The organism is Stenotrophomonas sp. DR822 (assembly GCF_019793815.1).
Taxonomy (GTDB): Bacteria; Pseudomonadota; Gammaproteobacteria; order Xanthomonadales; family Xanthomonadaceae; genus Stenotrophomonas; species Stenotrophomonas indicatrix.
The window spans coordinates 3962067-3987544 of record NZ_CP081826.1 but is presented as its reverse complement, the minus strand read 5'-3'; the positions used below and the strand labels follow the sequence as shown (position 1 = coordinate 3987544).

26 protein-coding genes are annotated in these 25478 nt (G+C 67.0%); 10 read left to right on the top strand and 16 right to left on the bottom strand.

Features of this window, described 5'->3' with window-relative positions:
* The first annotated feature begins 103 nt into the window (after positions 1-103).
* From K5K93_RS18035 to K5K93_RS18025, 3 genes are all read left to right on the top strand, one after another.
* Positions 104-1279, top strand: coding sequence for a thiolase family protein (locus K5K93_RS18035; protein WP_222388600.1), 1176 nt, complete (start codon positions 104-106; stop codon positions 1277-1279).
* A 124-nt stretch (positions 1280-1403) separates the two neighbouring features.
* Positions 1404-1745 carry a hypothetical protein gene (locus K5K93_RS18030; RefSeq protein ID WP_025879170.1) on the top strand — a complete coding sequence of 114 codons (342 nt, stop codon included), beginning with the start codon at positions 1404-1406 and terminating at the stop codon, positions 1743-1745.
* A 149-nt stretch (positions 1746-1894) separates the two neighbouring features.
* Complete coding sequence (locus tag K5K93_RS18025; RefSeq protein WP_025879171.1) at positions 1895-2305, top strand: hypothetical protein; 411 nt, start codon at positions 1895-1897, stop codon at positions 2303-2305.
* 171 nt (positions 2306-2476) lie between these two features.
* Here K5K93_RS18025 and K5K93_RS18020 read toward each other — a convergent pair whose 3' ends face one another.
* Complete coding sequence (locus K5K93_RS18020) at positions 2477-4114, bottom strand: acyl-CoA dehydrogenase family protein (RefSeq protein ID WP_222388599.1); 1638 nt, start codon at positions 4112-4114, stop codon at positions 2477-2479.
* Positions 4115-4228: 114 nt separating this feature from the next.
* On the opposite strand from K5K93_RS18020, the gene K5K93_RS18015 reads away from it, so the two are divergent.
* Genes K5K93_RS18015 through pdeM form a run of 4 tightly spaced genes read left to right on the top strand, consistent with a single transcriptional unit; the run spans position 4229 to position 9918 of the window.
* On the top strand, positions 4229-5227 hold the full coding sequence (locus K5K93_RS18015) for a ligase-associated DNA damage response exonuclease (protein WP_033831729.1): 999 nt from the start codon (positions 4229-4231) through the stop codon (positions 5225-5227).
* Positions 5224-6831, top strand: a complete 1608-nt coding sequence (locus K5K93_RS18010; RefSeq protein ID WP_222388598.1) for an ATP-dependent DNA ligase — start codon at positions 5224-5226, stop codon at positions 6829-6831. Before K5K93_RS18015 ends, K5K93_RS18010 begins: the two co-directional genes overlap by 4 nt.
* Entirely contained in the window at positions 6828-9287 is a 2460-nt protein-coding gene (locus K5K93_RS18005; RefSeq protein WP_222388597.1) for a ligase-associated DNA damage response DEXH box helicase, read from the top strand. Before K5K93_RS18010 ends, K5K93_RS18005 begins: the two co-directional genes overlap by 4 nt.
* The gene (pdeM, locus tag K5K93_RS18000; protein WP_222388596.1) at positions 9277-9918 is read left to right on the top strand and encodes a ligase-associated DNA damage response endonuclease PdeM; all 642 of its coding nucleotides are present in this window, start codon (positions 9277-9279) and stop codon (positions 9916-9918) included. The genes K5K93_RS18005 and pdeM overlap by 11 nt, the downstream gene beginning before the upstream one ends.
* A 21-nt stretch (positions 9919-9939) precedes the next feature.
* On the opposite strand, the gene K5K93_RS17995 is transcribed toward pdeM, so the two are convergent.
* The 8 genes from K5K93_RS17995 to K5K93_RS17960 form a co-directional block, all read right to left on the bottom strand.
* Positions 9940-10209 carry a hypothetical protein gene (locus tag K5K93_RS17995; RefSeq protein WP_025879177.1) on the bottom strand — a complete coding sequence of 90 codons (270 nt, stop codon included), beginning with the start codon at positions 10207-10209 and terminating at the stop codon, positions 9940-9942.
* A gap of 178 nt (positions 10210-10387) precedes the next feature.
* Positions 10388-11656: an NAD(P)/FAD-dependent oxidoreductase gene (locus K5K93_RS17990; protein ID WP_222388595.1), complete on the bottom strand. Its 1269-nt coding sequence runs from the start codon at positions 11654-11656 to the stop codon at positions 10388-10390.
* 277 nt (positions 11657-11933) lie between these two features.
* Complete coding sequence (locus K5K93_RS17985; RefSeq protein WP_019183439.1) at positions 11934-12140, bottom strand: cold-shock protein; 207 nt, start codon at positions 12138-12140, stop codon at positions 11934-11936.
* A gap of 88 nt (positions 12141-12228) precedes the next feature.
* Positions 12229-12975, bottom strand: coding sequence for an S-methyl-5'-thioinosine phosphorylase (locus K5K93_RS17980; RefSeq protein ID WP_222388594.1), 747 nt, complete (start codon positions 12973-12975; stop codon positions 12229-12231).
* 81 nt (positions 12976-13056) lie between these two features.
* Positions 13057-13611: a hypoxanthine-guanine phosphoribosyltransferase gene (locus K5K93_RS17975; RefSeq protein WP_025879180.1), complete on the bottom strand. Its 555-nt coding sequence runs from the start codon at positions 13609-13611 to the stop codon at positions 13057-13059.
* Positions 13611-14618, bottom strand: a complete 1008-nt coding sequence (gene nagZ, locus K5K93_RS17970) for a beta-N-acetylhexosaminidase (RefSeq protein ID WP_025879181.1) — start codon at positions 14616-14618, stop codon at positions 13611-13613. The genes K5K93_RS17975 and nagZ overlap by 1 nt, the downstream gene beginning before the upstream one ends.
* Positions 14619-14779: 161 nt before the next feature.
* Positions 14780-15487, bottom strand: coding sequence for a DsbA family oxidoreductase (locus tag K5K93_RS17965; RefSeq protein ID WP_222388593.1), 708 nt, complete (start codon positions 15485-15487; stop codon positions 14780-14782).
* 48 nt (positions 15488-15535) lie between these two features.
* Positions 15536-16021, bottom strand: a complete 486-nt coding sequence (locus K5K93_RS17960; protein WP_222388592.1) for a CYTH domain-containing protein — start codon at positions 16019-16021, stop codon at positions 15536-15538.
* A 94-nt stretch (positions 16022-16115) separates the two neighbouring features.
* Between K5K93_RS17960 and K5K93_RS17955 the strand changes: the two genes are divergently transcribed.
* Complete coding sequence (locus K5K93_RS17955) at positions 16116-16736, top strand: hypothetical protein (RefSeq protein WP_222388591.1); 621 nt, start codon at positions 16116-16118, stop codon at positions 16734-16736.
* Between the two features lie 61 nt (positions 16737-16797).
* Here K5K93_RS17955 and rlmD read toward each other — a convergent pair whose 3' ends face one another.
* Positions 16798-18132 (bottom strand): 23S rRNA (uracil(1939)-C(5))-methyltransferase RlmD, encoded by a 1335-nt coding sequence (rlmD, locus tag K5K93_RS17950; RefSeq protein WP_222388590.1) that lies wholly within the window; start codon positions 18130-18132, stop codon positions 16798-16800.
* A 128-nt stretch (positions 18133-18260) separates the two neighbouring features.
* Between rlmD and K5K93_RS17945 the strand changes: the two genes are divergently transcribed.
* Complete coding sequence (locus K5K93_RS17945) at positions 18261-18983, top strand: response regulator (protein WP_025879186.1); 723 nt, start codon at positions 18261-18263, stop codon at positions 18981-18983.
* 639 nt (positions 18984-19622) lie between these two features.
* On the opposite strand, the gene recO is transcribed toward K5K93_RS17945, so the two are convergent.
* Genes recO through lepA form a run of 6 tightly spaced genes read right to left on the bottom strand, consistent with a single transcriptional unit; the run spans position 19623 to position 24984 of the window.
* Entirely contained in the window at positions 19623-20342 is a 720-nt protein-coding gene (gene recO / locus K5K93_RS17940) for a DNA repair protein RecO (protein WP_222388589.1), read from the bottom strand.
* Positions 20343-20360: 18 nt separating this feature from the next.
* Positions 20361-21257 carry a GTPase Era gene (gene era / locus K5K93_RS17935; protein ID WP_025877117.1) on the bottom strand — a complete coding sequence of 299 codons (897 nt, stop codon included), beginning with the start codon at positions 21255-21257 and terminating at the stop codon, positions 20361-20363.
* Positions 21254-21934: a ribonuclease III gene (gene rnc, locus K5K93_RS17930; protein WP_222388588.1), complete on the bottom strand. Its 681-nt coding sequence runs from the start codon at positions 21932-21934 to the stop codon at positions 21254-21256. Before rnc ends, era begins: the two co-directional genes overlap by 4 nt.
* On the bottom strand, positions 21924-22307 hold the full coding sequence (locus K5K93_RS17925) for a DUF4845 domain-containing protein (RefSeq protein WP_140228078.1): 384 nt from the start codon (positions 22305-22307) through the stop codon (positions 21924-21926). The genes rnc and K5K93_RS17925 overlap by 11 nt, the downstream gene beginning before the upstream one ends.
* 34 nt (positions 22308-22341) lie before the next feature.
* Positions 22342-23136, bottom strand: a complete 795-nt coding sequence (lepB, locus tag K5K93_RS17920) for a signal peptidase I (protein WP_025877111.1) — start codon at positions 23134-23136, stop codon at positions 22342-22344.
* 54 nt (positions 23137-23190) lie between these two features.
* Entirely contained in the window at positions 23191-24984 is a 1794-nt protein-coding gene (gene lepA, locus K5K93_RS17915) for a translation elongation factor 4 (protein ID WP_049465871.1), read from the bottom strand.
* Positions 24985-25298: 314 nt separating this feature from the next.
* Here lepA and K5K93_RS17910 point away from each other — a divergent pair, with 314 nt between their 5' ends.
* Positions 25299-25460 (top strand): hypothetical protein, encoded by a 162-nt coding sequence (locus K5K93_RS17910; protein WP_222388587.1) that lies wholly within the window; start codon positions 25299-25301, stop codon positions 25458-25460.
* The last annotated feature ends 18 nt before the right edge of the window (positions 25461-25478 follow it).

The window sequence follows — 25478 nt, the reverse complement described above, 5'->3', positions numbered from 1 at the left end:
CTCTATACTGGGCCGACCCCCACGCAGTCTGCCGGGAAACGGCGCCGTATCCAACGCCCGTCGTCTCCTTTCCGAACATTGCTCACGCATCAACGAGATTGCCATGTCCAACATCGTCATCGCCGCCGCCAAGCGCACCGCCATCGGCTCCTTCCTCGGCCAGTTCAACGGGGTTCCGACCCCGACCCTCGGCGCGGCCGCCATCGCCGCCGCGCTGGAACAGTCGGGCGTGCCTGCCAGCGACGTCTCCGAAGTCCTGATGGGCTGCGTGCTGCCGGCCAATCTCGGCCAGGCCCCTGCCCGCCAGGCAGCGATCGCCGCCGGTATTCCGCTGTCGGTCGGCGCCACCACCCTCAACAAGGTCTGCGGTTCGGGCATGAAGGCCATCATGCTCGGGCATGACCTGATCAAGGCCGGTTCGGCCAAGGTCGTGGTCGCCGGCGGCATGGAGTCGATGTCCAACGCGCCGCACCTGCTGCCCAATTCACGCACCGGCAACCGTTTCGGCAACTTCCAGGCGGTGGACCACATGGCCCACGACGGCCTGGTCAATGCCTATGACGGCAAGGCCATGGGCGAGTTCGCCGAATGCGCCGTGGACAAGTACCAGTTCACCCGCGAAGAGCAGGACGCCTACTCCATCGAATCGGTCAAGCGCGCACAGGCAGCCCAGGCCAACGGCGCCTTCGCCGACGAGATCGTTGCGGTGAAGGTCGCCACCCGCAAGGGTGAAGTCGAGGTCTCCAGCGACGAACAGCCCGGCCGTTCGGACATTGCCAAGATCCCGACCCTGCGCCCGGCCTTCAAGAAGGACGGCAGCGTGACCGCCGCCAGTTCCTCCAGCATCTCCGACGGCGCTGCCGCCGTGGTCCTGCTGACCGAAGAAGATGCTGCCGCACGCGGCCTGCGGCCGCTGGCGCGCATCGTCGGCCATGCCACCCATTCGCAGGAGCCGGAGTGGTTCACCACCGCTCCGATCGGTGCCATCCACACCCTGCTGGAGAAGACCGGCTGGACGCTGGGCCAGGTCGATCTGTTCGAAGTCAACGAGGCCTTCGCCGTGGTGGCGATGGCACCGATGCGCGAACTGGGCATCCCGCACGACAAGCTCAACGTGAATGGCGGTGCCTGCGCGCTGGGCCATCCGATCGGCGCCTCCGGCGCACGCCTGGTGGTCACCCTGGTCAACGCATTGCGCACGCGCGGCGGCAAGCGCGGCATTGCCACCTTGTGCATCGGCGGCGGCGAAGCGACGGCTATCGCCATCGAATTGATCTGAAAGGGTTTAACGACTATTTCGCAAAAATGAATGCGGGATCGCTTGACACCCAATCTTGGCTTGTCATCATGTTGTCGGCGCGCAGCATGCGCGTTGCCTAATTCTAACGACGAGGATTTACACAATGAGCATCAACAAGCTGCTGGTCGCGATGTCCCTGGCTCTGGCCCTGGCCGCCTGCTCGAAGCAGGAAGCTGCCCAGGACGCCGCTGCTTCGGCCAACCAGGCCGCCACCGAAGCCCAGGCTGCTGCCGACCAGGCCGCCGCTGCTGGCGCCCAGACCGCCGACGCTGCCCAGCAGGCCGCTGACACCGCCGCCACCGCTGCTGACGCTTCGGTCGACGCCGCTGCCCAGGCTGCTGGCGCTGCCACCGACGCCGCTGCTGGCGAAGCCAAGGACGCCGCCAAGGCTGCCGAAGCTACCGCTGAGCAGGCCAAGGACGCTGCTGAAGAAGCCAAGAAGTAATAACTTCTTTCTTCAAGCTGTTCTGAAAAAGCCGCTGGTTCGCCAGCGGCTTTTTCTTTGCGCGCAGTTCCGTGCGCAGGTCACCACCAGGTCTTCACAACGGTATGAATAGGCTGGCGTCCCCATCCATTGCAGTACCGGAGACCGCCATGAAGATCCGTCCGCTGACCACTACCCTGCTGGCCGCCTCCCTGCTGCTCGCACTGGCTGCCTGCAAGGGCCCGGAAGCCGAACAGGCCAAGCAGGATGCCGCGCAGGCCGCCGACAGCGCCGGTGTCGCCGCGCGCGATGCCGTCGACAAGGCCGCTGCCGCCACCCGCGACGCTGCCGACAAGACCGCCGCCGCCTCTGAACAGGCTGCCGCCGATACCCAGCAGGCCCTGGACAGCGCCGCAGCCGCGACCGCCACCGCCGCCGACAAGGCCAAGGTCGCAGCCACCGATGCCGCCGCCCACGCCAGCGACGCCACGGCCGATGCCGCGCAGAAGGTTGCAGACAAGGCCCGCGATGTGGCCGACGACGCCAAGGCCACTGCCGCCAAGGAAGAAGCCAAGCACTAAGGCCCTCGCGTTCGTCGGGCATCGCCCGGCGCTACCGGAAAAGCCGCGGCATCGCCGCGGCTTTTCTGCTTTTCGCTTCTCCTGTTGATTCCGTGCTGGGCGCGCACGGAAACCGTCCAAGGCCGCGCTCCAGCAGCGCCCACCACGAGGGGCTTCGCCGTTGGCCGTCACCTACGGCAGCGCACGCGCCAGCATCGCCGCCACATCCAACCCCGCCGGCAGCGTGCCGAATGCCAACCCATGCTCGCCGTGCAGCCGGCTGCGGATGAACGCTTCGGCCATCGGACTGCGGGCACGCAGCAACAGCGCCGCCTGCAGCAGCAAGGCAGTGCGTTCGCAGAACACCCGTGCCTGTGCCTCCTCCGGCGCCGCCGCATCGCGCCACTGCTGCAGTGCCGACGCATAACGCGCATCACGATCGGCCACCGCCTCCAGTTCACCGTGCAGCGCCGCCAGCACCTCCGGCTCGCGCGCCAGCGCGCGCAGCACATCCAGGCACTGGATGTTGCCGCTGCCTTCCCAGATCGAATTCAACGGTGCCTGCCGGTACAGCCGCGGCAACATCGATTCCTCCACGTAGCCGGCACCACCCAGGCATTCCTGCGCTTCGTTGACGAACGCAGGTGCGCGCTTGCATATCCAGTACTTGCCCAAGGCCGTACCCAGCCGCGCGAGCGCGGCCTCGGCCGGATCGCTGCCAGCGCGATCGACCGCGCGCGCGATGCGCATCGCCAGCACCGTTGCCGCTTCCGATTCCAGCGCCAGATCGGCCAGCACGTTGCCCATCAGCGGATGGTCCATCAGTGGCTTGCCGAAGGTGCGTCGATGCCGCGCGTGATGCAGCGCCTGCGCCAGCGCCATGCGCATTTCCGCCGCAGCGCCGAGCATGCAGTCCAGCCGTGTCATCATCACCATGCCGATGATGGTGGCCACCCCGCGTCCCTCCTCGCCCACCCGCCAGGCCTGTGCGCCACAGAACTCCACTTCGCTGGATGCGTTGGCCCAGTCGCCCAGCTTGTCCTTCAAGCGCATCAGGCGGAACGCATTGCGGTCGCCGTCGGCAAGGCGCCGTGGCATCAGCAGGCAGGTCAATCCGGCCGGCGCCTGTGCCAGTACCAGGAAGCCATCGCACATCGGAGCGGAGAAAAACCATTTGTGGCCGATCAGCCGATAGCGCTCGCCGTCGATGGGTTCAGCGCGGGTGGTGTTGGCGCGCACATCCGAACCGCCCTGCTTCTCGGTCATGCCCATGCCCAGGGTGATGCCGGCCTTGTCGGCCACTGGCACATCGCGCGGGTCGTATACCGGTGCGGCAGCCTTGCGCGACCACTCGGCCAGATGCGGCTGCCCGCGCAGCACGGCTACCGCGGCGTGGGTCATGGTCAACGGGCAGCTGGTGCCGGCCTCGGCCTGGTGGTGCAGGTAGCTCAGTGCAGCGCGCGCGACATGCGCGCCGGGCTGCGGCTCGTGCCAGGACAGCCCGGCAACGCCATGTTCCTTCGCCGTCTGCATCAACTGGTGATACGCCGGATGAAATTCCACGGTGTCGATGCGATGCCCCTGCGCATCATGGGTGCGCAGGCGCGGGCGATCGCGGTTGGCATCGAAGCCCAGCCGGTACAGCGTATCGCCAGCCAGCCCTCCGTACGCCGCCAGCCGCGGTGCGAACGCCGCCGCGCCTTCGCGCTGCACGGCCTCCATCAATGCGATGTCGTCGGTCCACAGCTGCCGGCCGGCGAACGGCGGCGGCTGGTTGAGCACCACATGGGTTTCGTAGGGAGCGCTGCTGTTGAAGCTCGGTCCACTCATCGGTTCCTTCCCCGCCGGCAAGAGGTGTGCGGTCCGATTGTGCCGTATCGCCCGGCAACCCCGCGTTCAGGCCGATTCTCGCCACGTGCACGACCGGACCGCCACAGTGACGGCATGGCAGGCAACGACGATCTGGTAGTACTGCGGCCGGAAGGGCTGTACTGCGCGGCAGGCGATTTCCATATCGATCCCTGGCGGCCGGTACCGCGCGCGGTCATCACCCATGGCCATGGCGACCATGCGCGTCCGGGCATGGGCGAGTACCACTGCAGCACCGGCAGCGTGCCGATCCTGCGCTGGCGTCTGGGCGATGTGCCGCTGCACGCGCATGCCGAGGGCGTGCCGTTCGCGCTGGGCCGGGTGCAGGTATCGCTGCATCCGGCCGGCCACGTGCTCGGCTCGTCGCAGGTGCGCATCGACGATGGTGAGCAGGTCTGGGTGGCGTCGGGCGACTACAAGCGCCAGCCGGACCCCACCTGCACTGCATTCGAAGTGGTGCCCTGCGATACCTTCATCACCGAGGCGACCTTTGCGCTGCCGATCTACCGCTGGCCCGATACCCGTGCCGTGGCGGCCGAGATCGCCGCCTGGCGCCGCGAGTGCGCGCAGCGGGGCGAAGCGGCAGTGCTGCTCTGCTATGCGCTGGGCAAGGCGCAACGCGTGCTTGCCGAGCTGCGTGCGGTGGATGACCAGCCCGCCTGGCTGCATGGCGCCATCGCCAACGGCGTGGCCGTCTATCGCCAGGCCGGTGTGCCCATGCTCGACACGCTCACCGTTGCCGAACAGGGGCGTCAGCCCGATGCGGCCGGCCAGCTGATCCTGGCCCCGCCCTCGGCCGCCGGTACGCCGTGGCTGCGCCGGTTCGGCCGTCACCAGCTCGGTTTCGCCTCGGGCTGGATGCAGTTGCGCGGCAACCGCCGCCGGCGCAACGTCGACCGTGGCTTTGTGATCTCCGACCATGCCGATTGGCCAGCGCTGCTGCAGACCATCACCCAGACCGGCGCGCAGCGGGTCATTGCCACCCACGGCAACACCGATGCGTTGATTCCGTACCTGCGCGAACGCGGCGTCGCCGCCGAAGCGTTCCGCACCGATTTCGGAGGCGAGGAATGAAGGCCTTCGCCGCGCTGTACCAGCGGCTGGATCGCAGCACGGCGACGCTGGACAAGCGCGCGGCGTTGATCGACTACTTCCAGCACGCACGTCCGCACGATGCGGCGTGGGCGCTGTACCTGCTCAGCGGCGGCAAAGTGGGCGGCGCGCGGCGGAAGATTGCCGGCAGCGGCGAATTGCGGGCGTGGATCGCCGACGAATCCGGCCTGCCACCCTGGCTGGTCGAAGACAGCTACGCGCAGGTCGGCGACCTTGCTGAAACACTCACCCTGCTGCTGGATGATCCGGCCACCGAAGCCGAGGATCGGCCTCTGGCCGATTGGATCGAACAGCACCTGCTTGCCGTTGCCAACCAGCCGGAGCCGGTGCGTCGTGCCGCCGTGGTCGACGGCTGGCGACAGCTGGCATCGGCCGAACGCCTGGTCTTCAACAAGCTGCTGACCGGCGCCCTGCGCGTTGGCGTATCGCAGCGCGTGGTGCAGCAGGCATTGGCCGAGTGGTCCGGGCTGGATATCGCCCGCATCGCCCAACGCATGCTCGGCGACTGGGTGCCCTCCCCCGGCCTGCTTACCACCTTGCTGTCTGCCGGAGAACTGCCGACCGATCGTCAGCAGCCCTACCCGTTCTTCCTCGCTTCGCCGCTGGAGGGCGAGCCCACCGAGCGGCTGGACGACATCAGCCACTGGCTGCTGGAATGGAAGTGGGATGGCATCCGCCTGCAGTTGCTGCGGCGCCAGGGTGAGGTGGCATTGTGGTCGCGCGGCGAAGAACGGCTGGACGGTCGCTTCCCGGAGATCGAACAGGCGGCAGCATCGCTGCCAGATGGCTGCGTGCTCGATGGCGAGCTGCTGGCATGGGACGACGCCGACAATCTTCCGCGAGCATTCACCGCGCTGCAGACGCGCATCCAGCGCCGCAAACCGGGAGCGGCGACCCTGCGCAATACGCCGGTACGCGTGCTCGCCTACGATCTGCTTGAGCGCGACGGGGAGGACCTGCGTGCGCTGCCGCTGCAGCAGCGACGCGTGCAGTTGGCCGAGGTGGTCGGTGCGCTCGGCGATCCGCGCATCCAGCTATCGCCCGAGGTAGCTGCCGACGATTGGCAGCATGCCGCGCAGCTGCGCGAGGCATCGCGCGAGCGCGGCGTGGAAGGCCTGATGCTCAAGCGTCGTGATTCGGCCTACCAGTCCGGGCGACGCCGCGGCGACTGGTGGAAGTGGAAAGTCGAACCGCTCACGATCGATGCGGTGTTGCTGTACGCGCAGGCAGGCCATGGTCGGCGCAGCACGCTGTACACCGACTACACCTTTGGCGTCTGGGACGGCGAGACACTGGTTCCAGTGGCCAAGGCCTATTCCGGTCTGGACGACAAGGAAATCCTCGCCCTCGACCGCTGGATCCGCGCGCACACGCGTGAACGCTTCGGCCCGGTGCGCAGCGTAAGTGCTGAACAGGTGTTCGAACTTGGTTTCGAAGCAGTCAACCGCAGCGCGCGCCACAAGTCCGGCATCGCCGTACGCTTTCCACGCATCCTGCGCTGGCGCCACGACAAGCCGGCTGCCGAAGCCGACCACCTGGCCCAGTTGCAGGCGCTGGCGCGATGAAGCGCAGCGATGCGCTGCAGCGCCTGCACGCATGGTTCGGCAGCCGCGGCTGGCGCCCCCTGCCCTTCCAGCACGCCATGTGGCGTCATTACCTGGCGGGCGAATCTGGCCTGCTGCACACGCCCACCGGCAGCGGCAAGACCCTTGCCATGTTCGGCGGCCCCTTGTTGCAGGCGATGCTCGACCCGCCCCCCGCACCGCGTCGCGCCAGCGCGGTACGCCCGCTGCAGGTGCTGTGGGTAACGCCGCTGCGTGCGCTGGCCAGCGATACCGCACGTGCGCTGCAGGCACCGATCGACGGCCTTGGCCTGGGCTGGCGCGTGGGGCTGCGCAGCGGCGATGCCAGCAACCGCGACCGGCGCCTGGCCCGCGAAGGTCGCATCGACGTGCTGGTCACCACGCCGGAGTCGCTGGCGCTGCTGCTCAGCTATCCCGATACCCTTGAGCGCATGCGCCAACTGCGCTGCGTGGTGGTGGACGAATGGCACGAACTGCTGGGCAACAAGCGCGGCGTGCTGCTGCAGTTGAATCTGGCGCTGCTGCGTGAGGCAGCCCCGGCGATGCAGCTGTGGGGGCTGTCGGCCACATTGGGCAACCTGCCACAGGCACGCGACGTACTGCTGCCACACCGTCCACAGGCAACGATCGTGGAAGGTGCTCGGCAGCGGCCGGTGACGATCCGCAGCCTGTTGCCCGAACCCGGCGAACGCTTTCCATGGGCCGGGCATCTTGGCCTCTCCCAGCTTCCGCGCGTGCTCGACGCGCTGTTCCGTGCACGCAGCAGCCTGCTTTTCACCAATACCCGTGCGCAGGCGGAGCTGTGGCACCAGGCCCTCGCAGCCGTATGGCCGGAAGATGCCAGCACGCTCGCCCTGCACCATGGATCATTGGATCCCACGCTGCGACAGCAGGTTGAGGACGGACTGCGTGCGGGCACGCTGCGATGCGTAGTGGCCACCTCCAGCCTGGATCTGGGCGTGGACTTTCCGGAAGTGGACCAGGTGCTGCAGCTGGGCAGCCCGAAGGGCGTGGCGCGCCTGCGCCAGCGCGCCGGGCGTGCACGCCATCGCCCCGGTGCCAGCGGCCAGTTACTGTGCATCCCCAGCCATGCGTTGGAACTGGCCGAGTACGCGGCGGCCCGGCACGCGTTGCATGACGGGGTGATCGAAGCGCGACGTCCTCCCACGTTGTCGCTGGACGTATTGGCCCAGCACGCCGTCAGCCGCGCGCTGGCGGGCGGCTTCAACGCCGATGCACTGCTGGAACAGGTCCGTGGCACGCATGCCTTCGCCGCGCTGGAGGACGCACAGTGGAATGCGGTGATCGATTTCATCGTGCAGGGCGGACGTGCATTGTCCCGGTACCCGGAGTTCCACAAGGTGGTACGCGATGCCGACGGCATGTACCGCATGCCCGATCGCCGCCAGGCGCTGCGCCATCGGCTGTCGATCGGCACCATCAGCAGCGACGGCAGCGTACGCGTGCAGTTCCTGCGTGGCGGCAGCCTGGGCGCGGTGGAAGAGCAGTTCGCCAGCCGCCTGCGCCGCGGCGACCGTTTCCAGTTTGCAGGGCGGCTGCTGGAGCTGGTGCAGCTGCGCGACATGACCGCGTTCGTGCGCGTGGCGCGCGGTGGTGGTGATGGCGTGGTTCCGCGCTGGCAGGGCGGACAGCTGCCACTGTCGATGCCGCTGGGCCGCGAACTGGAAAAGGTGCTGTCAGGCGCCGACCAGAGCGCGGAGTCGCGGTGGCTTGCGCCACTCCTTGCATTGCAGTCGCACCTGTCTGCGCCGCCATCGCCCAACCACCTGCTGGTGGAAGACGTGCGCCGACGCGAAGGCCAGTTCCTGTTCGTCTATCCCTTTGCCGGCCGCCATGTGCACGAAGCGCTGGCCGCGCTGCTGGCCCTGCGCTGCACCCGTCGGCAGCGCAACAGCATCGGCTATGCAGTGAATGACCATGGCCTGGTGCTCGCTCCGGCCACGCCGGTGGATCTGCAGGAACCAGACTGGCGGGCAATGCTGGATGCTGGCGACCTGCTGCAGGACCTGCGCGAAGCGGTGAACCTGGGCGAGCTGGCGCGCCGCCAGTTCCGCGGCATCGCGCGCGTGGCGGGCCTGCTGGTACCCAGCCTGCCGGGTGGCATGCCGCGCTCGCTGCGCCAGCTGCAGGCCTCCGCCGGACTGCTGCATGACGTGCTGCGCGAGCACGACCCGGGGCATCTGCTGCTGGCATTGGCCGAGCAGGAAGTACTGCACGACAGCCTGGACCTGCCAGGGTTGCAGCAGGTGCTGGCACGCATCGCCACACGTTCGTTGTCGCTGCAGCAGCCATCGTCGCTGACCCCACTGGCGTTTCCGCTGTGGGCCGAACGCCTGCGTGGGCAGTTCAGCAATGAAGACTGGCGCACGCGCGTGCAGCGTGCCGCGCAGCAGCTGGAGCGCCGCCATGGCCGCTGATCTTCCGCTGCAGCTGGGAGGTGAGTCGATGCTTCTGCTCGGCGGCCGGGCGCTGCTGTGGCCGGCGCAGCGCGCGTTGTTGATCGCCGACCTGCACCTGGGCAAGGCGGACGTGTTCCGGCGTGCGGGAATCGCCCTGCCGTCGGGCGGCACCGGCAATGACCTGCAGCGCCTGCAGGACCTGGTGGCCACGCACCGGTGCCAACAGCTGTGGATCCTCGGCGACGTCCTGCACGGCCCGGCGCATCGCGCGGCCTGGTATCAGCAATGGCTCGGCTGGCGCGAACATCACGCCGCGCTGGAGATCCACGTGGTGCGCGGCAATCACGACCGGGATCTGCCGAAGGCGGCGCTGCAGGTGCAGATGCATGACGACGCGCGATGGGGCCCGTTCCTGCTGCGGCACGAGCCGCTGGCCGATGCCTCCGCGCACGTGCTGGCGGGCCATGTGCATCCGCAGGTTGCGTTGCCGGCACTGCGTCGGCGCTTCCCCGCGTTCTGGCTGCGCCAGGGCGTGACCATCCTGCCGGCATTCTCGGCATTCACCGCCGGTGTGGTGCCTGTACTGGCGCCGGGCGAACAGCTGCTCGCCTGTGTGGAAGACAGCGTAGTGCCGCTACCGGTTCGCTGAGGCGTCGAGACCTGCGCGGGATTACGACGGGCGGGCGGCGATTCCGTGCATCAGGCTGAAATCCTGCGTCGCCTCGTCGGCATGGCGCGGCAGTGCCTGTATCGCCATCAGCATTTCCTGTGCGCAGGCGCGGATATGGCCGTGGCTTTCCGGTGATGCGTGGCTGATCAGACTGCCGACATGAAACTCGAACACATCTTCCAGTACGTCGGGCTGGTCCTCGTGCAGCATCCGCAGCAGACCGCGCAGCTTGCAGATTTCCGATTCCAGCTTCTCGACCGCGAACAACATGGCATCCTCCTCGTGCTTCGTGCGGCGCATCCGGGCCGCAGCAGGCAACGACGGCGGCGCCACCCGGGCCACGCGATGATCGATCACGAAAAGGAAAGCGGGCGACGCGGCTGCCGCGTGCTCATCTCTTGTCGCACATCCGGGGTGAGGCAATCGTTAAGTGCCGTAACGAAAGGCTTCACGCGGTGGCCGGCATTTCCACGCTCGGTAGCGGCAGGGGCGCAGCGGCAAGCGCCTGGATGAATGCCGGATCGAGCGGCAACGCGCCCAGCCATCCGTGCTGGGTGCCGCTGAGCACGCGCAGCATGTGCCCGCGCCCACCAGGCAGTCGTCCCATCGGTCCCAGCAGCACATCACGCGCCTTTGCCCACGCATCGCGATCGGACTGGAACAGCGGCGTCAGCCAGCGGCTCCAGCGCTGATAGACCGCCACATGCGCACGCCGTTGCGCCTGGTAGGCCTGCAGTGCCGGTTCGCCAGCACCGTGGGCGCGTAACGCGTCGCGCAGTGCCAGTGCATCCAGCAGCGCCATGTTCACGCCCTGCCCCAGCTGCGGGCTCATCGCATGTGCTGCATCGCCTGCCAGCACCAGCCGCCCCTGATGCCAACGCTTCATCACGGCATCGCGGTACACCGCACGCGCCAGCTGACCGGCGTCGCGCAGATGGGCGAAGCGCGCGCCCGCCTGTGGCCACAGCGCATGCAGTTCTTCCAGCCACGGCGCCATGCCGTCGCCCTGCCAGCGGTCGAAATCCGCACGCGGCAGGCTCCAGAAGAAGCTCAGGCGAGGCGTGTCGTCACCGGGCCGGGTGCCCACCGGCAGCAGGCCGATCATCTTGCGCGCGGCGACGTAGCGCTGCCGCAGCTGCTGCATGTGCGGCCAGTCCTCGGCCGGCAACAGGCACCACAGCGCGCCCCACGGGTACACCCGGTCCAGCGCCGCGCCACCGTCGACGGCGTTGCGCAGCGTGGAGGCGGCGCCGTCGGCGGCAACCACCAGATCGAACGGTCCGTGCGTGCGACCGTCGCTGTCGCGCAGCCGCCCCTGCTGGTGATCGACCTCGACGATGGTCGTGCCCACGTGCAGCTCGCCGGCGCCTTCACGCGCCTGGTCCAGCACCGAGAACAACGCCCCGCGCTGCATGCCCATGCCGTGCAGTCGCGCATCCAGGCCGTCATAGCCCATGTCCATCACCGCGCGCTCGCACGGCGTATCGCCATACAGCCGTCGCACCGGCATGGCGTAGCCACGCACGGCCTCAAGCAGGCCCATCTGCCACAGCACCTGCAGTCCGCTGGGCTGCAGCAGGAATCCCGCACCTACCGGCCCGGGGGTCGGCACGCGTTCGAAGATCTCCACCTCGTGGCCATCACGGGTGAGCAGGATGGCCAATGCCTGGCCAGCGGTGCCGTATCCAATCACGGCGATGCGCAGTCGTTCCGTCATGCCCGCATTGTGCCATCGGCGCAGGGGCGGTACATCAGCTGCCCCTCTTCCGAGCAGAGGTGCATCGGGCCCCGCCACCACTGCCGGCTCTCCTGCGAATGTCCCCCGGCAGCCTCTGCGCGGCTGCCTCCTCCTTTACTTCGCAGGAGAGCCGGCAATGGTGGCGACGCTCAGCTTTCATGGCCTCTGTTGGCGCGCGCTCCCGCCGCAAGAGCATCTTCACGGCCAGCAAAAAAAACCCCGCCGAAGCGGGGTTTTCAACGCACTATCGAGTGGATCACTCGGCCGGAACGATGTTCGAGGCCTGGGCGCCCTTCGGGCCCTGGGTCACGTCGTAGGTGACCTTCTGGCCTTCCTGCAGACTGCGGAAGCCCTTGGAGTTGATCGCGGAGAAGTGCGCGAAGACGTCGGCGCTGCCGTCCTCCGGCGAGATGAAGCCAAATCCCTTGGCGTCGTTGAACCACTTGACGGTACCGTTCGGCATGGTGATGCGTGACCTTATGCAATGAATGGGTGGTGTACGCTGAACCCGCGCACAAGCTGAGTATGCAAAGCTTGTTACGCGAAGACAATCACCCCCGCGCCAATTCGCCGACCAGTTCCGGAAGTCCGTTGCTGGCGGCCTGCACATTGGCGAGCACTTCGGCCATGGTGATCTCCTCACCATCACCGCACCCGGCGGCCCAGTTGGCAACGATCGCCAGGCAGGCGTAATCCAGCCCCAGCTCACGCGCCAGCGCCGCTTCGGGCATGCCGGTCATGCCCACCAGATCGCAGCCATCGCGGCGCATGCGCGCGATCTCGGCGATGGTTTCCAGCCGCGGGCCCTGGGTCGCGCCATAGCAGCCGCCATCGTGGACCTTCACACCGGTCACCTTCGCCGCCGCCAGGATCTTGCTGCGCAGCATCGGCGTATACGGATGACCGAAGTCGACGTGCACCACGTCGGTGCCCTCTTCTTCGCAGATCGTGCTGATGCGGCCCCAGGTGTAATCGATTACCTGATCCGGGCAGGCCAGCACGCGCGGACCGAAATCGTCACAGATGCCACCGACCGTGTTCAGCGCCAGCACCCGCTGCGCGCCGATCTGCTGCAGCGCGGCCAGGTTGGCCCGGTAGTTGATCTTGTGCGGCGGCAGCGAATGGCCTTCACCATGGCGTGCAAGGAAGGCCACGCGATGACCGAGCAATGTCCCGACCCGCACCGGGCCGGACGGCTTACCGAAGCGGGTGTCGACTTCGTGGGTCTGCACGTCGTCAAGCTTGGCCAGGTTGTAGACACCGGTACCGCCAATCACGGCCAGGGCGATCTGTTGCATGGAAAGCACTCCAGAGAAAAAAGAACGCCGGCACCCGAGGATGCCGGCGGCAGGAAACGCAGGCCGCAGGCGGCGGCGTTGTTATTCCTTCATCGCGTAGATGGCCGGCACGCAGCGCAGGGTTTCGTTGACGTCCATGCCGAAACCGAACACGTAGCGATCCGGCAGCTCGATGCCGGCATAGTCGGCGGTGACGTCCGGCAGCGCGCGATCGTGCTTCTTCACGGTCATCGCGGCAATGCGCACGTCGGTCGCGCCCTGCTCCAGGCACCAGGTGCGCACGCCCTGCAGGGTGTAACCCTCGTCGAGGATGTCATCGACCAGCAGCACGCGGCGGCCGAACAGCGCCGTGGCCGGCTTGTGCTTCCACACCAGGTCGCCGCCGGTGGTCTCACCGCGGTAACGGGTGGCGTGCAGGTAATCGAACTGCACGTCCTGGCCACGCGCGCCCAGCTCCAGTGCCAGCTGGCCGGCGAACGGCAGCGCACCGTGCATGATCGACAGGAACAGCGGCACCTCGCCCTGGTAGTCGCGCGCAATGGCGTCGGCGATGCCGGCAATGGCCTTGTCGATGGTGGGGCGGTCGACCAGCAGGTCGGCTTGGGCCAGGGCCTGGGAAATGGTGAGGTTCGGCATCAGACGGTTCTTCCAAGGGTTTGCAGCAGACGGGATTGGGTGTCGCCATGGCGGGCATCGGCCAGCAGGCCATCCCAGCCAAGCGCGCCGCGGCCGAGCAGGCCCAGCAGCGCAGCGGTATTGAGGGAGCGTCCCTGCACCGCGTGCAGGGCTTCATCGACCAGCTCCGGGTGGCAGACCAGCACCACATCGCAGCCGGCATCCAGGTGTGCGTGCACGCGTGCCGGCACGCCACCGGCGCTGTGCGAGGCGGCCATGCCGATGTCATCGGAGAACACCACGCCGCGGAAGCCGAGCTCGCCACGCAGGATCTGCTGGATCCAGCGCGGCGAGTAACCAGCCGGTTCCGGTGCGACCTGCGGGTAGATCACGTGCGCCATCATCACCGCATCGGCGCCGGCGGCGATACCGGCCGTGAACGGGACCAGATCCTGTGCGCGCAGTTCATCCAGCGCACGCGGATCGATCGCGGTATCCACGTGGGTGTCTTCCAGCACGGTGCCATGGCCGGGGAAATGCTTGAGGGTGGCGGCCATGCCGACCGCATGCATGCCGCGTACGTAGGCGGCGGTGAACGCGGCCACGACCTGCGGGTCTTCACTGAAGGCACGATTGCCGATGGCGCGATTGCCACGGCCGAGGTCGACCACCGGGGCGAAGCTCAGGTCCACGCCGCTGGCACGGACCTCACTGGCCATCAGCCAAGCGTGCTGCTCGGCCAATGCCAGCGCAGCGTCGGGATCCCTGGCGTACTGGACACCGATGTCCTGCAGCGGCGGCAGTTCGCTGAAGCCCTCACGGAAGCGCTGCACGCGACCGCCTTCCTGGTCCACGCAGATCAACTGCGGGCGCGGTGCGGCAGCGCGGATCGCCGCGGACAGTTCGGTCACCTGCTGCCGCGAAGCGAAGTTGCGCTTGAACAGCACCACCCCGGCCACAGCATCGTGCTGCAGCCACTCACGTTCCTGGGCGGTCAGTTCAGTACCGGCAACGCCGATCAGCAGCATGGTCGATCTCCACAACGGGCGCCCGCATGGCGCAGTGCCGCATTGTCGCAGAACCGGCCAACAGGCGCAGTGGTCAAAAAGGGGACGGAGGGGATCAAGGCGCAATCGACCCACTGGTGCCGGATGCGACTCAACCCCCTCCGTCCCCTTCTGCGGGTCGGTCAGACCTTGCAGCCGTCCGCGCCGCAGGCGTCGTCGCCGCCGTCCGGGGCACCCTCCGCGCCCTGCCCTGCCGCCTGCTCGGCGGCGATCTGGCGCAGCGCGTTGGCGAAGGCTTCCGGGGGCTGGGCTCCAGAAACCGCCCAGCGGCCGTCGATGACGAAGGTGGGCACCGAGGAGATACCCAGTGCGTGGGCCTGTGCCAGGCTCGCTTCCACTTCGGCCAGGCCACGATCGCCGGCCAGCATCTGCTGGATCTCGTCTGCCGCAAGGCCACCGGCGGCGCCGGCCTGGACCAGCACCGCCGGGTCGGCCAGATTCTGTCCATGCTCGAAATGGGCGCGGAACAGCGCCTCACCGACGGCCTCCTGCACGCCGTGCTGGCCGGCCAGCCACAACAGGCGATGCGCCGGCAGCGTGGTTACCCGCACCTGGCCTTGGCTGAAGTCCATCGGCAGGCCCTCGGCCCGCGCAGTGGTCTGGGTCTGGCCCAGAATCTGCTCGGTGCGCTCGGCACCGCCGAACTTGCGCACATAGGCCTCACGCAGCGGCACCGGGGTGGCGTCCGCATCCGGGTCAAGCTGGAACGGCTGCCAGTGGATCTCGAGTTCGGGCGCCTCGGCGCCCAGCAGCTGCACACCCTGCTGGAAGCGATGCTTGCCGATCCAGCACCAGGGACAGACCACGTCGGAGTAGATGTCGATTCTCATCCCCCCGACATGGGGGCCGCCACCTTCGAAAAAAGGGGACGGCGGGGTTCACCACTGTGAATAGGGGTGGCTGGCCAGAGCGACGTTGTAGTAGCGGGCGTCATCGGTCACTTCGGCGCCGATCCAGTCCGGCAGGTCGATGGCCTGGTCGGCGCTGTCGAGCTCGACTTCGGCGACCACCAGGCCGGCGTTGTCGCCGAGGAACTCGTCCACTTCCCAGGTCAGGCCGGCGTACTCGACCAGATGCCGGCGCTTGTCGATCAGGCCGCCGACGCACAGCGCCAACAGGTCGCGCGCATCCTGCACCGGAATAGGGTAGTCGAACTCCTGCCGGGTATGGCCCAGGGTGCGCGACTTCAGGTTCAGCGCGGCCTTGTCGCCTTCGATGCGGACCCGCACCGACGCGTTCTGGGTGCCGCGGTCGAGCGCGCCCAGATCGTTGATGTAGCCCTGCGCCATCGGGATGACCCGGTGCGCGGCAGTGCGCCACCCATCATGGGTGACGAGGAATTTGCGTTCGATTTCGATGCCCATGGGCACAGTATGCGGCTCACGCCAGACGCTGCCTATCGGCGCGGCGACGGGCAGGACTACACTGCGCGGCCCCCCAACCATGGAATGGTCGCTCATGACGCTTTCCCATCGCCTTCGTCGCGGTCTCGCCCTGTCGGCGCTGCTGCCGTGCGCCGTTGCCAGCGCCGGATCGACGGCCGTACCTTCGCTGGAGCAGGCACAGGCGGCGATGGACCGGATGTTCGACCAGGCCGTTGCCGATCGCCCCGCCAGCGACAGCAGCCGCCTGGTTGCCGAGACCTTCCGGCCCCGTCTGCAGACCCTGGACAGCTGTGCACCCGCCGAAGCCGGCGACGCCGTCGATTGCATCGCCACCGCCAGCGCAGGCATCAACTCACGACCACAGCTGCTGCGGCTGGCGCTGGTAGATGGCGCGTGGACACTGCCTGACCAGCGCAATGTGCCCGTACCGGCACCGCCCCGGGAAAGAGTGCAGGTGCTGCTGCGGGAACGGATCGCCGGGCAGGCGCAACAGCAGGCCGACCCCGCCCTGCGCGCACGCTTCGAACAGGCTGCCGGCACCCTGCAGGTGCAGGAAGTGAGGAACTGCGAGGTCGCCAGCGACAGGGCCGCCATCGAATGCACCGTGCGCGCAGGCGACGGCAGCGAGCACGGCGAGCAGTCCATGGCCTTCGTGCGCGTGGACGGCCAGTGGCAGAACGCCCCGGCCGACTGACCGCATTGCCGGCCTGCAAGCGGCAAGGCAGGCGCCGGGCAGCCCCCCGGCGCTGCAGGCATCAGCGCTTTTCAAACACCGCGATGCTCTCCACGTGCGCGGTATGCGGGAACATGTCCATCGCACCGGCGCTGACCAGGGTGAAGCCCTGTTCGTTGACCAGGTAGCCGGCATCGCGGGCCAGCGAGCCCGGATGGCAGCTGACATAGACGATGCGCTTGAACTGCTTCAACGGCAGCTGCTGCAGCACTTCGATGGCGCCCGAACGCGGCGGATCCAGCAGCAGCTTGTCAAAGCCCTGGCGCATCCAGGCCGTGCTGCGCTGGTCCTGGGTAAGGTCGGCGCTGTAGAACTGCGCGTTGCCCAGCCCGTTGCGCTCGGCGTTCTCACGCGCACGCGCCACCAGCCCGGCATCACCTTCCACGCCCACCACTTCGCGCACCTTGCGCGCCAGCGGCAGGGTGAAGTTGCCCAGGCCACAGAACAGGTCCAGCACGCGCTCGTCGGCACCCGGTTCAAGCAGGTCCAGCGCGTGGGCGATCATCTTCTCGTTGAGCTTGGCATTGACCTGGATGAAATCCAGCGGACGGAACGCCAGTTCGACATCCCACGGCGCCAGCCGGAACGAAAGCGCCACGCCCTGCCCGTCCAGCGGCTGCACGGTATCCACGCCGCCCGACTGCAGGTAGATGACAAAGCCGTGCTGTTGGCCGAAGGCCGCCCAGGCGACGCGATCGGCATCACTCAGCGGCTGCAGGTGGCGCACGGTCAGCACCACGGCCTGGTCACCGGCGATGAACTCGATCTGCGGGATGTCGCGCTTGCCATCCAGGGATTCGATGAAGGTCGACAGCACCTCCACCTTGGTGCCGATTTCCGGGATCACAGTCAGGCACTGCCGCAGGTCCGCGACGAAGCGCGGGTCCTGCTCGCGGAAGCCGACCAGGGTCTTGTCCTTCTTCTCGACCCGGCGCACCGAGAACCGGCCCTTGCGGCGGTAGCCCCAGCTGTCACCCACCAGCGGCGGCAGCACGGTGCCCGGCTTCACATGGCCGATGCGCTCCAGGTTGTCCATCAGCACGCGCTGCTTGGCGACGATCTGCTGGTCTTCGTCCAGGTGCTGCAGCACGCAGCCGGCGCAGGTGCCGAAATGCGGGCACTTGGGGGTCACCCGCTGCGGCGAGGCCTGCAGCACTTCCACCGTGCGCGCCTCATCGAAGTGGCGGCTGCGGGCGGTCTGTTCGGCCATCACCACTTCGCCCGGCAGGGCGCCGCTGATGAAGGTGACCTTGCCGCCCTCGCCTTCACGGCGGGCAACACCGCGACCATCATGGCTGAGGTCGAGGATCTCGGTCTGGAAGGGAGTACGGTCGATGCGGGAGCGGGATCGGGCCACGTGGCAACAGGCTGCGGGCAAAAGTGGGGGCGTATTGTCGCAGATCCTGACCAGCGGGGCCGCTGGCCGCTTGCGCCCGCCGCCGCCGTGCTTGATGATTGACCCCAGCTGACATGGAGGCAGCCCTGATGCAGATGACCCCGCGGGCCAGTCGACCCCGCTTCCTGCTTGTCGAGGACGACATCATCAGCCGCGGTTTTTTCAAAGCGGCGTTGGAAACGTTACCAGCGGATGTGGACACCGCCGACTCACTGGCCAGCGCCTTGGCGCGCGCCGAGCCCGGTGCCCACGATCTGTGGCTGATCGACGTCAACCTGCCTGATGGCAATGGTGCCCAGCTGTTGCACCAGCTGCGCCGCTCGCACCCGGACACCCCGGCGCTGGCGCATACCGCCGACGGCGATGCTGCCATTCACGCTCGCCTGCGCGAGGCCGGTTTCAGCGACACCCTGGTCAAGCCGCTGGGCCGTGACCAACTGCTGAAGGCGGTCCGTCGTGCGCTGGTCAACAGCCCCGCCGGTTCCACGGTGCCGCCGGCGGCGGTCGAGCTGGCCCTGGAGGACTGGGACGAAACCGCCGCCCTGGCCGCGCTCAATGGCCAACGCAACCACCTGATCGCCCTTCGCGAACTGTTCCTGGCCGAACTGCCGGGCGTGCGCGATGCGGTCGAACAGGCGGTGGACCAGCATGATGAGCGCCAGCTGCGCAGCCAGCTGCACCGGTTGCAGGCCAGCTGCGGGTTCGTGGGTGCAGCGCGACTGGCACGTGCGGTACGGCAGCTGCATCACACGCCCGAATCGGGGCAGGCACAGGCGGGGTTCCGCGCGGCGGTAGCGGCCCTGCTGCACTGAGAGTTGGTCGGCAGGGCTGCGCCCTGCACCTACAGAGGCTTTCAAGCCAGAGCAACACCAAAGCCACACCCAGAGCGGCTCTGGCCTTCTGCTTGTTGGGCGGAGCGGTGTGGGTTGGCAGGACACGCCGTAAACCCATCCCTGGGGGCTCGATGGCGCCATCCATGGCGCCAACGGTCCTGCCACCCCACACCGCCCCACCTCCCGACAGATTGCGTATGACGGCTGGTAGATCCACGCCATGCGTGGATGAATCTCCATCGAAATCGAATATTTCGATATTGGATCGAAGAGCATCCACGCATGGCGTGGATCTACGTGTCGACCAAGGTCGACACCTACCAGGAGCAGGCCATGCCATCCCGACAGATTGCGGAGATCTGTCGAAGGCGGGGTGGGTCCGGTGGCAGGGGCGTGAGCCGCATGGGCCCCGAGGCATGCCTCGGGCGGGTTGGGCAGGAAGCCCAACCCGGGTCTTGCCATGTGCGCAGGACAGCGCACACGAGCAAGCGGCGACCGAGCCTACAGGGACGTATTTACGGCGTCCCCTGCCACCGGACCCACCCCGCCTACCCACGGATAGCCAGCTTTTGACGTTGATTCGGCAGGTGCAGGGCTGCAAGCCCTGCCGAACACCCCTCAACGCCGGGGTGTCAGCTGCTCCAGCATCTCCCACGATTTCAACCCGCGCGCGCCCAGGTGATGGGCCAGCACCCGCCGCATCGGCAGGCGCAGGCTGGCCAGATCGGCGGCTTCCGGTTCGTCGTCGGCTGCCAGGGCCAGCAGTGCCGAACCGGTAGCCGCTGCGCGACGCTCGCCGCCACGCTCGCTGAGCAGGCGCTGCGGTCCTTCCTGCGGGTCCAGTTCATAGCGTGCGGCCGGGTCGATCGGCTGGCCATCGCTGGCGGTCTCCAGATCGAAAGCCACGCCCAGCGCCGCCAGCAGCTCGCGTTCGAAACGGCGCAGGGTCCAAGCCAGTCCGGCCCCCACGGCCAGGCGCGCACGCGCTTCACCAAAGGCCAGGTACAACTCCGGCAGCGGGTCCTGCCGCGGTGCCAGGCGCAGGGTCAATTCGCTGAGATAGAACCCGGCCAGCATGGCCTGGCCGAGCAGGCGCGGCGCCACATCCAACGCTTCAGCGCCGCGCAGCTGGGCCAGTTCGCCACGCTGCAGCGCGCTGAAGCGGATCCACTGCAGGGGCTGCAGGGCCGCTCGCAGCACTTGGCCCTTGGCCGTGGAAACACCACGCGCGAGCAGGCCGATCCGGCCGTGCTCGGCGCTCAATACCTCGACCAGCAGGCTGGTCTCGCGATAGGCCCGCGCATGCAGCACGAAGCCGGTGTCGTCCTCGATCAGCATCGAAGCGACCGTCGCGGCTTATTCGTAGCCGAAGGCCTTCAGCGCGGCCTCGTCATCGGACCAGCCCTCACGCACGCGCACCCAGGTTTCCAGGAACACCTTGGCACCGAACAGACGCTCCATCTGCAGGCGGGACTTGGCCCCGATCTCCTTCAGGCGGGTGCCGCCCTTGCCGATCACGATCGCCTTCTGGCCTTCGCGCTCGACCCAGATCACCGCACCGATGCGCAGCAGGTTGCCATCCTCGGTGAAGCGCTCGATCTCCACCGTGGTGGCGTACGGCAGTTCTTCGCCCAACTGGCGCATCAGCTGTTCACGCACCAGTTCGCCGGCCAGGAAGCGCTGGCTGCGGTCGGTGATTTCGTCCTCGCCGAACATCGGCGGGGCTTCCGGCAACAGCGCCAGCACGTCACGGACCAGGGCTTCCAGGCCGTTGCGCTTCTGCGCCGAAATCGGATGCACCGACGAGAAATCACGGCCGGCGGTCACTTCCTGCAGGAACGGCAGCAATGCGCCCTTGTCCTTCATGCGGTCGATCTTGTTGACCACCAGCACCACCGGGATACCGGCATCGCGCAGCACGTTGAAGGCCAGGCTGTCCTCTTCGTCCCAGCGACCGGCTTCGATCACCAGCAGGCCGGCGTCGACGCCTTCCAGCGAGCCGCGGGCAGCGCGGTTCATGACCCGGTTCATCGCCCGCTTCTGCACCTTGTGCAGGCCGGGCGTGTCGACCAGCACCAGCTGACCTTCCGGGTAGGTGGCGATGCCCAGCAGGCGGTGACGGGTGGTCTGCGGCCGGTTGGACACGATGCTGACCTTGGCCCCGACCAAGGCATTGGTCAGGGTCGATTTGCCCACGTTGGGGCGGCCGATGACGGCCACGCTGCCGCAATGATGGGGAGTTTGTTCGCTCACTTGGAATCCAGTTGTTCAAGGACGGCCGCAGCCGCTTGTTGTTCGGCAATCCGCCGCGAGGAACCTTCGCCCTCGGTGCTGGCGGCGGGGTCGGCTACGTTGCAGCGTACCCGGAAGTGTTTGGCGTGGTCGTCACCGGATTCTGACACCAGTTCATACTGTGGCAAGGCCTTCTGTCGGCCCTGCAGCCATTCCTGCAGGCGGGTCTTGGGGTCCTTCTCCGGCCGCCCGGTGGCCGGCAGGGCCTCCATCGAGGCGGCGAACCAGGGCAGGACCTTCGCCCGGCAGGATTCGAAGCCTGCATCCAGGTAGATTGCCGCGACCACGGCCTCGAGTGCATCGGCCAGCGTCGAATCGCGGCGATGGCCCCCGGACTTCATTTCACCGGGCCCCATTGTCAACCGGTCACCCAATTGCAGGGTACGCGCGATCACCGCCAGCGCGCCTTCGCGCACCAGCTCGGCACGGGCGCGGGTCATCGCGCCTTCGTCGGCCTTGGGCCAGCGCAGGTACAACGCCTCGGCGACCATCATGTTGACGATGCTGTCACCAAGGAACTCCAGCCGCTCGTTATGCGGCGCGCCGGCACTGCGATGGGTCAGCGCCTGCTTGAGCAGGTCTGGATCGCGGAAGGCGTGACCGATCAGGTCTTCACGTTGGAAAGATTTATTCGGCACCGCTACGGGTCAGGTCCTGGGAAGAATCGAATTTGCCAACCACATCCAGGTTGCCGACCAGCGGGCGGCGCACTTCGTAGTTGACCTTGAGGGTCCAGCCATTGTCGCGGCGGTCAAACTTGACGTCAGCCGGCTTCAGGCTGTCGGAGTAGTTCATGTCCAGGCGCTTGAAGAACATCGACTGGATGCTTGCCGGCTCCATGCTGCCGATGCCGGGTTCCTTGGCCAGGCTCTTCATCGCCGAGCGCACCGCGTAATACTCCTGGTACATCGGGAACAGCTTCATGCCGATGTAGAGGAAGAAACCGACCACGATCAGGACGACCAGGAACGAGGTCAGGGTCATGCCGCGCTGCGTGTTCATCGTCTTCATTGCGTTCTCCCCAGATACGCGAGTGGATGTGAAATCAGTTGATGCTCGAGCCGATCCGCGACGGTTCGAAGCCGTCCTTGCAGAACCAGCCCTGGCAGTTCAGCCAGATCAGGAATGCCTTGCCGCGCAGGTTCTCTTCCGGCAGCAGGCCCCAGAAACGGCCATCGTCGCTATTGTCGCGATTGTCGCCCATCACCAGGTACTTGCCAGCCGGTACGGTCCACTGGCCCTGGCCACGCGGATAGTCGGTCTCCAGCACGGTATGGGTGCGGCCCGGCAGGTGCTCGACCAGCAGGTTGGCGCCCTCGCCCTGGCCCTTGTGGCCGGCGTAGATGCCCTTGTTGTCGTACTTCAGCGGTTCGCCGTTGAGGATCACGCCGTCGCCTTCAAACACGACAGTGTCGCCCGGCACGCCGATCACGCGCTTGATGAAGTTCTCGCCCTTGGCCGGGTCATTGTCGCCATGGCCGGGGAAGTGGAACACCACCACGTCACCGCGTGCCGGATCGCCGACCGGCACGAAGCGGGTATTGGTGATCGGCAGGCGCAGGCCATAGGAGAACTTGTTGACCAGGATGAAATCGCCGATCAGCAGGTTCGGCATCATCGAGCTGGACGGGATCTTGTACGGTTCGGCGATGAAGCTGCGCACGATCAGCACGATCGCCAGCACCGGGAAGAACGCACGCGAGTAGTCCACCAGCACCGGCTCGGTGTCGAGCAGGCCGGCGCGCTGGGCGCGACGCTTGGCCAGGTACAGCTTGTCGGCCAGCAGGATCAGGCCGGAGGCCAGGGTCAGCACGACCAGGAGGATCTCAAACAGTTTCATTCAGGGTCCTTTGCAACGTCACCGGACGATCGGCCCGAAGGCCGGTTTCGGGGCTTATTTGTTGTCCATCTGCAGCACGGCCAGGAACGCTTCCTGCGGAATTTCCACGCGGCCGACCTGCTTCATGCGCTTCTTGCCTTCCTTCTGCTTTTCCAGAAGCTTCTTCTTGCGCGAAACGTCGCCACCATAGCACTTGGCCAGAACGTTCTTGCGCATGGCCTTGACTGTGGTGCGCGAGATGATCTGCGAGCCGACGGCGGCCTGGATGGCCACGTCGAACTGCTGGCGCGGGATCAGGTCCTTCATCTTTTCGCACAGCTCGCGACCACGACGATCGGCGTGGCTGCGATGCACGATCAGCGACAGCGCATCGACCTTGTCGCCGTTGATCAGCACGTCCACGCGCACGAACGGACCGGCATCGAAGCGCACGAAGTGGTAGTCCAGCGAGGCGTAGCCACGGCTGACCGACTTCAGCTTGTCAAAGAAGTCCAGCACCACTTCGGCCATCGGCAGCTCGTAGCTGATCTGTACCTGGCTGCCCAGGTAGTTGATGCCGATCTGGCTGCCGCGCTTTTCTTCGCACAGCTTGATGATGTTGCCGATGTACTCCTCGGGGGTGAGCACGTTGGCGCGGATGATCGGTTCGCGGATTTCCTGCACATGGTTCACCGGTGGCAGCTTGGCCGGGTTGTCCATGTTGATGATCGTGCCATCGGTCTTGAGGACTTCATACACCACCGTCGGCGCGGTGCTGATCAGGTCCAGGTTGTATTCGCGTTCCAGGCGCTCCTGCACGATTTCCATGTGCAGCATGCCGAGGAAGCCGCAGCGGAAACCAAAGCCCATCGCTTCGGAGCTTTCCGGCTCGAAGCGCAGCGCGGCATCGTTCAGGCGCAGCTTGTCCAGCGCTTCGCGCAGGTCCGGGTAGTCCTCGGCATCGACCGGGAACAGGCCGGCGAACACGCGCGGCTGCATTTCCTGGAAGCCGGGCAGCGGCTTCGGTGCCGGGTCGCCGGCCAGGGTCAGGGTGTCGCCCACGGGAGCGCCGTGCACGTCCTTGATGCTGGCGGTGACCCAGCCCACTTCGCCCGCACGCAGCGCCGGCAGCACCTTGCGCTTGGGGGTGAACACACCGACGTTGTCGACCTGGTGGTTGCGGCCGGTGGACATCACCTGCAGCTTGTCACCGGCCTTGATCTCGCCCTGCATCACGCGCACCAGCGACACCACGCCCAGGTAGTTGTCGAACCACGAGTCGATGATCAGCGCCTGCAGCTTGTCCGTATCGCGCGGCACCGGCGCCGGAATGCGATGCACGATCGCTTCCAGCACGTCCTGCACGTTCAGGCCGGTCTTGGCGCTGACCGGCACGGCGTCGCTGGCATCGATGCCGATCACGGCCTCGATCTCGGCCTTGGCGCGCTCGATATCGGCGGTGGGCAGGTCGATCTTGTTGATCACCGGCACCACTTCCAGCCCCTGCTCCACGGCCGTGTAGCAGTTGGCCACCGACTGCGCTTCCACGCCCTGGGCCGCATCGACCACCAGCAGCGCGCCCTCGCAGGCGGCCAGCGAGCGGCTGACTTCATAGGAGAAGTCAACGTGGCCGGGGGTGTCGATGAAGTTCAGGTGGTAGGTCTGGCCGTCCTTCGCCACGTACGGCAGCGACACCGACTGCGCCTTGATGGTGATGCCACGCTCGCGCTCGATCGGGTTGGAGTCGAGCACCTGCGCTTCCATCTCGCGGGCCTGGAGGCCGCCACAGAGCTGGATGATGCGGTCGGCCAGCGTGGACTTGCCGTGGTCGACGTGGGCGATGATGGAGAAGTTGCGGATGTTCCGCATCGAATCAGAGGACATAGAGAGGTGGCGGCGGCGCGCGGCGTCGTCAGGGTAACGGTCGATTATCGCATGCCCGGAGGGCCGCCGCGTGGTTGGCCTGCCAGCACGGCCCCGGAATGGCCGAAGCCCCGCCGGGGCGGGGCTTCGGGGACCTGGACAATCCTGTCCGCGTATCAGCAGGCGCGCATTTTGCGCCTGACCGCGGCCACAATTGAGGAAAATGCAACACATCTCATTTTCAATCCTTGGCAGGAATGCGACAAATCAATGGCGGTAGACGCCGCCACTCACGAACTCGCGAACAAAGGACTGAATGAATGAAGATCAAAGCAATCGCTCTCCTCGCTGTAACCTGTGCCTGCACTCTGCTGCCCGCGTCGGCATTCGCGCGGATCTACAAGGTCTGTGACATCCACGAGTGCTGCTTCATTGACGGTGGCGGCAACGGCTACTGTGTGGACAGGAACCTCCAGGTCTGAATCGGAGGGCCACGCCCG